Source organism: Lentzea sp. NPDC004789, assembly GCF_053601075.1.
This window is the reverse complement of sequence record NZ_JBSGBE010000042.1, coordinates 23,355-32,240: the sequence shown is the minus strand read 5'-3', so window position 1 is coordinate 32,240 and position 8,886 is coordinate 23,355. Positions and strand designations below refer to the sequence as shown.

The window sequence follows — 8,886 nt, the reverse complement described above, 5'->3', positions numbered from 1 at the left end:
GACGACGGCAAGGACTCCGACGCCGACCCGGCCACCGGATGCACCCACGTCGTCAAACTCGGCAAGGACAAACGCGTCGACCTCACCCTCGACGCGGGCCTGCTGCCCAAGCCGCCCGCACCGCCGTTGGCGTGGACGGGTGCGTCGGTGTGGAGCCTCCTCCTGGCGGCGCTGACCCTGATCGCCGGAGGTGCGTTCCTGCTGCTGCAGGGCCGCCGCCGCAGGGTCTGAGTTGACCAGCGGACCTGCCCCCGGACTTCGTCTCCGGGGGCAGGTCCGTTGTCAGGGAAGGAGATGCCGGAAGGCGGCGACGAGCAGCATGCGTTGCTGGTCGACGTCCAGGCCTTCGTCGAGCTCGTCGTCGGGGCGGTACTCCCTGTTGTCACGGGTGCCGCCCTTGCCGAACGACTCGACGCGGACCGCGATGTCGACGAGATCGCCCGTGAGGTCCACAGTGGACTGACCAGCGGGGATCGATTCGTTGTGCTGGAAGAGCTCGTAGGAGAACCGCATTCCGATCGTGCCGTCGAACGTCGCCTGCTCGGCCGGCAGCTGCAGGGCCTGGGACACCGTCCGGTACAGCTCGGCCCCGGTCAGGTGCAGCGGTGCCATGACGACGTGCGTGACGCCCAGGTCGTGGCTGCGCACCGAGATCGCGACGGTCGGGCCGTCCGGTGCCGGCGGCACCGGTTGCGGGAAAACAGGGAGCTCGGACTTGCGGTCCGCGCGCCAGGTCGCGACCAGGCGGTCGGCGGCCTCCACCAGGTCGACGTGCTTGCGGGGCGCGAGCAGCGGCGGCAGCGGTTCCTCGTCGAGCCGCACGATGAACAGGAAGGCGCGGCGGCGCGTCACCTCGAAGCTGAACGCCGCCGCCCACTCCTCGGTGAGCCGGTCGCGTCGCTGGGTGTTCGACGACCACAGCAGGACGTGGTAGTCGGACGTGCCCAGCCCGTCGTTGACCGCGACCGCCTCCTGCTCGTCGAGGTAGGCGCTGACGTTGCGCTCCTCCAGTTCGGCACGCAGCTGCTCGGCGTGCGGACGGTCCTTGCCGGCGAACGACAGGAACACCTTGGGTCGGGTTTCGAGCGGCACTGGTTCTCCGTTCTTCCTGAGTCTTCTGCGCAGCGGGCCCGCCGTGGTCTGCACGCCCGCGTCGCCGTGCAGGGACCAGCACGCCCAGTCGGCCGGGTGCCGGTCGGCGACCTCGCGCAGCGCGTGCTGCAGGGCGCGATCGCGGGGGAGCTTGGCCAGGTTGCGGTCGAACGCGTCGAGCACCCTGCGTGCGGCGTCGTCCTCGGGCTTCCACCGTGCCGCCACGACGGCTCCCGCGCCCGCCGTGAGCACCGAGCGCGCGTGGCCGGCCCTGCCGTGGGACGTGCCGAGCACGACCGTGCCGCACGCGCTGAAGTCCATGTGCCCCAACGTCTCCTCGGAAAGCCTTTCGCCGCCGGAGGAATCGATGCGGACTCGGTGGAAGCGATGTTCTTTCAGGGTGCGTTCGAGCTCTGCCGGGTCGCGGAAAGTCGTTGTCTCGTCGCCTCTTTGGTCGAGGGCTCGCTGCTGCAGTGACGGCAGGGCGGAGAGGCACGGCAGGGTCGACAGGGCGTGCGTGAGGCCGAGGTGGCGGCCGTCGACGGGCAGGCCCGCGAGCGGGATGTCGGCGAGGACGCCTCCCGCCACCACGACGATCCTGCTGGCGGGCAGGGCTTTGAGCACTTCCTTCAGCGCGATCAGGCCGGCCAGTTCGGCGAGCAGGGTGCCGAGCACCGCCGGGGTGTGGCGGGGTTTCCACGCCCTGATCCGGTGAATCGTCTCGGCGAGCTCGCTGAGGTGCACGTCCGCGGTGAGATGGGTGATCCTGCGGCCGATGAGCACGTGGTGCAGCCGGTCGGGCGTCGCGTGCATCATCCACACGGCCTGGTCGTGGGACAGGTGTGCGGTGACACCGCGCAGCCAGTGCTGGGCCGACCTGAGGTCGGTGAACCCCGGCAGGTCGCGAGGCTCGGTCAGGATCGTGGTGCTCCTGGCGGCTTCGACCGCCACCACCAGCCCTGGCAACGCCTTCCTGCCGTCGCGCCGGACCCGGCGGACCGCGGCCAGGACGCGGCTGTCGTGCTCGTCCCCGGCCGCGCGCAACAGCTGGAGGCGGGGGATGTCCTGGGCCGAGTCCTCTTCGGTGTGACCGGCTTCGGTCCAGCACCTGGTCGCTTGCTGCTCGTCTCCGGCGTCGGCGAGGGTGTCACCGAGTTTGCGCAGTGCCAACGCTTTCAGCTCGGTGTGTTCGGTGCGTGCCGCTGCCTGGCGGAAGTGCCGGACGGCCTCGTCGAGGCGTTGCCGGGCGTGGGCGAGCTCGGCCTTGGTGAGGTGCCAGAGGGCGGAGTTCCCTTCGCACAGCAGGCTTTCCGCCGTCGCGAGCCGTCCTTCCGCGATCAGGCGGCGGACGTGGTCGAGGTGGCGTTGCGGGGCGAGCGTCTGCGTGGCGTCGGGGAGCTTCGAGAGGACCTCCGGTCCGGCCGCGGCCACCAGCAGCGGGAAGAGCCTGCGTGCGGCGCCTGGCTGTCCGGTCAGCACGAGCAGGACGGTCAGCTCCAGGTGCACGGCGAACCGCAGCGCCGGTTCGATCTCGTAGCTGGTGGCGCACCTCGTCATCAACGCGAGGGCTTCCTCGTACCTGATCTCGCGCCGCAGCGCCGCTTCCCGTCTGAGGAATTCGGCCGGAGTGTGCGGAGTCTGGTCGTCGATCTTCGGCACGCGCGTGTTGCGGCGCACGTCGAGGAGCAGCCGGTCGTTGCCGATGGCCTCCAGCTGCTCGGGATGACCCGCTCGGCGGAAGTGGCGTTCGGCGGCGTCGAGCTCGCTTTCCGCGGTGGGGTAGTCGAACCGGTCGGCGGCGGCCAGTGCCGCGACGCGCGCGAGTCTCGCCTGCTGCAGTTCGCTGAGCCGTCGCCTGCGCAGTTCCCGCACGTCTCGCTCGGCTCCGGCGTGATCCGTTGTGGCACTGCGGATCTGGGCTCTGAGCACCCTCAGTTCGGTGTCGTCCGAGGCGAGGTAGGAGTCGCAGCGCTGGGCGGCCCGCCTGATCGCGCCGAGGCTCAGCAGGGTGGCGCAGTGGTCGTGTGCGACGACGCGGCTGATCTTGGCCGCTTCCCCGTAGGCGTGGTCGACCCCGTGCACGTCGCCGCGGCGGGCGGCGGCCTGGGCGGCTCTGATCGCGTGGGCGAGGGGTTCGAGTTCCATTCAGTCCCCGCAGCCCTGCGCGATGAGAAGCGGTCGTTGGCGCATGGACGATCCTCCGTGCGTCGCAGACTAACGATCCAGACAGCCGACAGATCGTTTGTCCATCTTCTGTCCACGAACTGCCCAAACGATCTTGTCGGTGCTCCTCGGCACACTTGGACGAGACCCGTTGCCCACTCACCCGAGGAGCCCGCGATGTGCTGGGACTGCGATCACCCCGCCAGCCGCATGGAAGAACACCTGGCCACCCTGCGCCACTGCATCGACGCCCGCGGCTGGGCCGTGCAGGCCGTGGAACGGGACCGGGCCCATCCGCCGTGGGCGTACACCGTCGGGCTGACCGTGCGCGGCCTGCCGGAGCTCGTCGTCACGGGCATGCCCGTCCTGCAGGCCGGCCGCCTGCTCGACGACACCGCCGAACACCTGTCGCACAGCTGCGTTCCCTCGCCAGGCCAACGGTTCGCGCTCGAAGGCGGCCCGCTGCTGGAGATCGTCCGCGTGGCGCGCCCGTGGGCCCACCTGCTGGTGTCCGCGCGCCTGTACGGCGAGGGCATCGCCGCCCTGCAGCTCGTGCACGCCGACGAGTCCGGCCGCTGGCCGTGGGACCCGTCGTACGCCGGCGTGCTGGGCGGTCAGCCGGTGCTGGGCGTCAGAGCTAGTCCACCGAGCGGTTGATCCGCTCACCCATGATCCGCAGGTGCTCGACCAGTTCTGGCGGCCCCTGCACGGTGAAGTCGCATCCCAGCGAGGTCAGGCGGAACGCGAGGTAGTCGATCGTGTCCTCGACGCTGTGCCAGGTGCACGAGTCGTCGTCGAGGGCTGACAGGTCGCCGGCGAAGTCCGCCAGCCGTGCCCGCGCCACCTCGACCGGCAACCGCAGCGCCGCCCGCGCCCGGAAGGTGGGCGCCGTCTCGTACATCTTCCGCGTGACGTACGCGGTCGCGTCCCCACCCGGCGCCACCCGTGCCGCGAACCGGGCCCCCGTGGCGACGGCGGCGGAGACGCGGTCCAGCCGGAAGATCCGCCAGTCGTCCCGTTCCACGTCGAAGGCGAGGAGGTACCAGCGCCGCCCCAGCGCTACCAACTGAACAGGCTCAACGTGCCGCTTGGACGCCACGCCTTCCTGCGCCACGTAAGCGAACCGCACCCGCTCCCTCGCCTGCACCGCTCCGGCGACGATCGTGAGCTGAGCCGGGTCGACCAAGGAGGCGAACGGCGCCGCGGCAGCCGCAGTGGCCGCCGTCAGCGACGACACCCGCCGCGCGAGCCGAGGCGGCAGAACCTGCTGCAGCTTCGCCAACGCCCGCAGCGACGCCTCGGCAATGCCCGCCACGGGCTGCCGCGCGGCCGTCCGCAACCCGACCGCAATGGCAACGGCCTCCTCGTCGTCGAGCAACAACGGCGGCATCGCCTTGCCCGCCCCCAGCCGGTACCCGCCGAGCGCCCCCATCGTGGCCTCGACGGGATACCCGAGGTCGCGCAACCGGTCGACGTCCCGCCGCACCGTCCGCGACGTGACACCCAACCGCTGCGCCAGCTCGCTGCCGGGCCATTCGCGCGGGGTCTGCAGCAGCGACAGCAGACGCAACAACCGGGCCGCATCACTCACGCCGTCCAACCTAGGCGGTGATGGGGGAGGCCGGGTTGGTGCGGGCGGTGGGGTGTGGGCGGCGGTGGGGTGTGCTCGTCGTGGGGAAGGCGAGTTCGGTGTAGGCGGCGGGGGTGTGGCGGTGGCGGTGTAGGCGGTGCCGGTGCGGATGTCGGCGGGGACGTGGTCTGGAGGTGGTGACGCATACAGCGCCTGGGCCTGGAGCTGGAGCTGTGGCTGCGGGGTGCGATGTGGTGGGGACGGTCTGGTTGGGCGGCGCGGTATCGCGTCCGGGCCCTCAGCGGTCGCTGCTGAGTAGCGAGGCGGGGCCTGGCGGCGGTGACGCGTCCGACCAAGTAGGACCGAAACCGTCCTACACCCGCCATACGGTCGTCCCCGACAACAACGAAGGGACAAGACCCGATGAACGTCGTGCCCGAGGGCTACCACACCGTCACCCCGTGGATGATCACCGCAGGCCACACCGCCGACCTGATCGACTTCATCACGGAGGTGTTCGACGCCGTCGAACTCGGTCGCGTCGGCGAGGCACCCGAGATCGGTCACGCCGAGGTCCGCATCGGCGACTCGGTGGTGATGCTGTTCGACCGCCCGGACTGGCCGCGCACGCCGGCGTTCCTCCGCCTCTACGTCGCGGACGACGCCGAGGTGCTGAAGCGGGCGACCGAGCGCGGGGCGACGGTGGTCACCGAGCCGACCGAGCTGTTCTGGGGTGACCGGGTCAGCAGGTTCACCGACCCGTTCGGCAACCTGTGGTGGGTGCATCAGCGCGTCGCGGAACCGACCGCGGAGGAGTTGACCGCCAGGATGCAGGACCCGGCGTTCATCCGGGCCATGGCCTACGTGCAGGGCGAAAACCTCAGTCCGCTGACGTGACTCGCGAGCGTTCGGCCGCGGTCAGCGTCGGCGATGGGGGCGCTGAACGGGGACCACGCATGGTCGCCCAGACCACCTTGGGGCTGAGCAGGTTCGCCATCGGGCCGGACAGCGTGAACGCCTCCAGGAACGCCCGCGTCACCGCGGTCTCGGTGGTCGCGGTGCGCACCAGCCGGTCGACGTACCGCTGCAGCACGCGTCCGGCCAGCGGCAGCGGCTTGCCGACCGCGCCGGGGTACAGGATGTCCTGGTTGGTGGCCATGGCCCAGGCGCCGTCGACCACCTTGCCGATGCCGCGCTGGATCCGCTGCGCCGAGTCTCCCGCGCGCAGGCCCGCGTCCAGGGCCTGCGCGCTCTGCGCCGCGACGGACATGCCGTGGCCGTAGACGGGGTTGTAGGTGGCGACGGCGTCGCCCAGCGCCAGCAACCCCGTCGGCCAGGACTTCATGCGCTCGTAGAACATCCGGCGGTTGGCCGTGCTGTGCGAGCCGTACACCGGCGACAGCGGGGTGGCGTCGGCGATCAGGTCGCCGACCACCGGGTTGCGCACGGAACGCGCGAACGCCACGAACTCCGACTCGTCGGTCGAGGGTTCTCCGCCGCGCGTTCCGGACAGCGTCACGAGCCAGCGGCCGTCCTCGATGGGCAGCAGGGTCGCCGTGCAGCCCGGATGCGGGTCGCGGGGGTTGGCCTGCACGTTGACGATCGGGAAACCGGCGGTCGCCGACGGCGGGGCCTGGAAGATCCGGGTGGCGTAGGCGAGGCCGGAGTCCACGCTCTCGGAGTGCACGGCCGGCAGCCCGAAGGACTCCAGCCACGACGGCAGCCGCGAGCCCCGGCCGGTCGCGTCCACGACCAGGTCGGCCTCCAGGGAGATCTGCTCGCGCGAGACCCTGTCCTCGACCAGCACCCCGGACACCGCGTGCCGGTCACCGAGCAACGACACCGGTTCGGTGCCGGTCAGCACCGAGATCTTGTTGTCCCGCAACGCCTGCGTGCGGACGACCCAGTCCAGCAGGCCCCGGCTGCACGAGACGATGAACTGCATCTCGGGGAACCGCGGCACCCATCCCTGCGCGCTCAACGACACCAGGTCGTTCGGCACGCCGATCCGGTGGGCGCCGGCCGAGAACAACGCGTCCAACGTGCCGGGCAGCAGCGACTCGATCGCCCGCGCGCCACCGGACATCAGCAGGTGCGCGTGGCGGGCCTGCGGCACGCCTGAGCGGGTGCCGGGGCCGTCCGGCAGCTTGTCCCGCTCCACCACGGTGACCTCGCTGAAGTGCCGGACGAGGACGGACGCCGTGAGCATGCCCGCGAGCCCTCCGCCGAGGACGACGGCGTGTGTGGGTGCCATTTACTCTTTTCCCCCTGCTGCTCGCACGCCCGTGGCGTCGGCGACGGCCGCGTCGACTATCGGCGAGTGCTGGAACGCGCGTGAGATGCGCACCCACCTGTCGTGCTCGGCGGCGAGGTCGGTGCCGTCGACGATCTCCGCGGCCGGACGGCGTTTCGCGGGCTTCGACGAACGCCCGGACGAACCGGCTGCCCGCAGTTGCGCGGCCTCCACGACGGCGACGACCTCGTCGGACGGCAGCGCGGCCTGGCGCGCGAGAGAAGTGGCCGCCTCACCGACGGTCAGGTCGAAGTACGGCGTGAGCGCCCAGCGCCAGTCGTTCAGCTCGATGATCTGCCGCCGCACGCGGTGGTGCGGGTTGAGGAACTTGCCCGGCGCCACCAGCACGATGCCGGGGTTCACGTGCACCAGCGCCCGGTGCAGCGGCCGCAACGCGAAGTAGGTCCGCCAGCGCCGCAGCCACAACGACGGCGACGGGCGGCGCGGACCGAACACCGGCAGCGCCATCGCGATCACCAGCGGGATCATCGACAGCGACGCCATCAGCGGCGCGGTCAGGCTCAGCACGTCGAAGCTGCGCTCACCCGCCCAGTCCATCAGCAGCACGAAGAGCTTGATCACCGCGAACGCCATCGGGAACAGCGCCGCCGCGCAGTACCAGCGCAGCCCGAGCGCGAGCCAGGGCCGGGCGGCGATCGCCTCGTCCCGCGAGCCCTGCCAGCAGTGGTAGGCCTGGCCGCCGCAGCCGATGCCGGTGGCCACGAGGTAGATGAACAGGAAGACCGCGATCGTCGGCTGCGTGGCGTAGAACGTGTCGAAGTCGACCTGGCGCTCTTCCCCGACGTGGGACTTGGAGAACAGCACGATCATGGCCGCGACGATCGTGCTGTAGCTGACGACGATCAGCCGGACCCGTTGCCACGCCTGGGCCGCCGGGTAGCGCCAGTACAGCACCAGCGCGAACGCCGACCCCGCGAAGCACACCACCAGGCTGTAGACGAGCAACGCGGCGAAGTTCGGCACGCCGCTCACCCAGTTGATCCAGGTGATGTTCGCGGGTGCCGCGAAGAGCACGGCGAACGCGGAGAAGAAGCAGGTGGAGATCAGCGCCACGACACGGGGACTGCCCCAGCTCGACCGCAGCGCGCGGATCTTGTACGCGAGCAGGAGCAGTCCGACGACGCCGCACGAGAGGTAGATCAGGTTAAAGATCGCCACGACGCACCCAGCGAGATCTTCCTTCGAGGGACTCGGCCACCCGCCGCACGTGCGGCGGTTCCTCGGTCGCGGCCGTGTCGGCCCAGACCCGGTGTTCCGTCAGGCGTTCCAGCAGGTGGTCGGCGAGGTTCTCGGCCTCGCGCTCCTCGTCCTCGGTCAGGGTCGTGCGGCCCGCGATGATCTGCGCCATCCGCGGCAGCAGGTGCGGTGCCAGCTTGCGCATGCCCTCGCTGCGGCTCAGCGCCACCGGCTGGTGCTCCAGCAGCACGTGCGCGAACTCGTGCAGCAGCACGTGCAGCCGGTGGTACCAGGACGGCGAGTCGGCGCAGATCACGAGGTACGTGCCGTTCTCGAGCAACGCGGTCGCGCCGCTCAGGCAGACCGCGTTCGTGATGGCGGCGAAGCGGACGTCGACGCGGCGCCCCAGTCGTTCGCTCATCAGCTCGCAGACCCGGCGGCTCGCGTCCCTGTGCGTGGCGTCGGGCGGCAGGTCGAGGTCGCGGGCGACCTCGTCGACCAGCTTGCGCAGTTTCCTGCGGTTCACCCGTCGCCTCCTCTCGATGTCGTCTGCAACGGTCCAAGCGGAGAT

Annotated in this window: 8 protein-coding genes; 3 read left to right on the top strand and 5 right to left on the bottom strand. The window is 70.9% G+C overall.

Annotated features, from left to right (window positions below; all coding sequences use genetic code 11):
- Positions 1 to 231: hypothetical protein (locus ACWEIJ_RS45320; protein WP_449843496.1), on the top strand; the 231-nt coding region annotated here is incomplete at its 5' end.
- A gap of 51 nt (positions 232 to 282) precedes the next feature.
- Here ACWEIJ_RS45320 and ACWEIJ_RS45315 read toward each other — a convergent pair.
- Positions 283 to 3,237 (bottom strand): TIR domain-containing protein, encoded by a 2,955-nt coding sequence (locus ACWEIJ_RS45315; protein ID WP_449843495.1) that lies wholly within the window; start codon positions 3,235 to 3,237, stop codon positions 283 to 285.
- Positions 3,238 to 3,432: 195 nt separating this feature from the next.
- On the opposite strand from ACWEIJ_RS45315, the gene ACWEIJ_RS45310 reads away from it, so the two are divergent.
- Complete coding sequence (locus tag ACWEIJ_RS45310) at positions 3,433 to 3,912, top strand: DUF4262 domain-containing protein (protein WP_449843494.1); 480 nt, start codon at positions 3,433 to 3,435, stop codon at positions 3,910 to 3,912.
- Here ACWEIJ_RS45310 and ACWEIJ_RS45305 read toward each other — a convergent pair.
- A complete protein-coding gene (locus tag ACWEIJ_RS45305; RefSeq protein WP_449843493.1) occupies positions 3,893 to 4,846 on the bottom strand; it encodes a helix-turn-helix transcriptional regulator in 954 nt (317 codons plus the stop codon). The two genes, ACWEIJ_RS45310 and ACWEIJ_RS45305, sit on opposite strands and share 20 nt — an antisense overlap.
- A gap of 402 nt (positions 4,847 to 5,248) precedes the next feature.
- On the opposite strand from ACWEIJ_RS45305, the gene ACWEIJ_RS45300 reads away from it, so the two are divergent.
- The gene (locus tag ACWEIJ_RS45300) at positions 5,249 to 5,722 is read left to right on the top strand and encodes a VOC family protein (protein WP_449843492.1); all 474 of its coding nucleotides are present in this window, start codon (positions 5,249 to 5,251) and stop codon (positions 5,720 to 5,722) included.
- Here ACWEIJ_RS45300 and ACWEIJ_RS45295 read toward each other — a convergent pair.
- Genes ACWEIJ_RS45295 through ACWEIJ_RS45285 form a run of 3 tightly spaced genes read right to left on the bottom strand, consistent with a single transcriptional unit; the run spans position 5,706 to position 8,841 of the window.
- Entirely contained in the window at positions 5,706 to 7,079 is a 1,374-nt protein-coding gene (locus ACWEIJ_RS45295; RefSeq protein WP_449843491.1) for an NAD(P)/FAD-dependent oxidoreductase, read from the bottom strand. The two genes, ACWEIJ_RS45300 and ACWEIJ_RS45295, sit on opposite strands and share 17 nt — an antisense overlap.
- Positions 7,080 to 8,297, bottom strand: coding sequence for an MAB_1171c family putative transporter (locus tag ACWEIJ_RS45290; RefSeq protein WP_449843490.1), 1,218 nt, complete (start codon positions 8,295 to 8,297; stop codon positions 7,080 to 7,082). It abuts the gene before it with no gap.
- Positions 8,284 to 8,841 carry a hypothetical protein gene (locus ACWEIJ_RS45285; protein WP_449843489.1) on the bottom strand — a complete coding sequence of 186 codons (558 nt, stop codon included), beginning with the start codon at positions 8,839 to 8,841 and terminating at the stop codon, positions 8,284 to 8,286. Before ACWEIJ_RS45285 ends, ACWEIJ_RS45290 begins: the two co-directional genes overlap by 14 nt.
- Positions 8,842 to 8,886 lie beyond the last annotated feature (45 nt).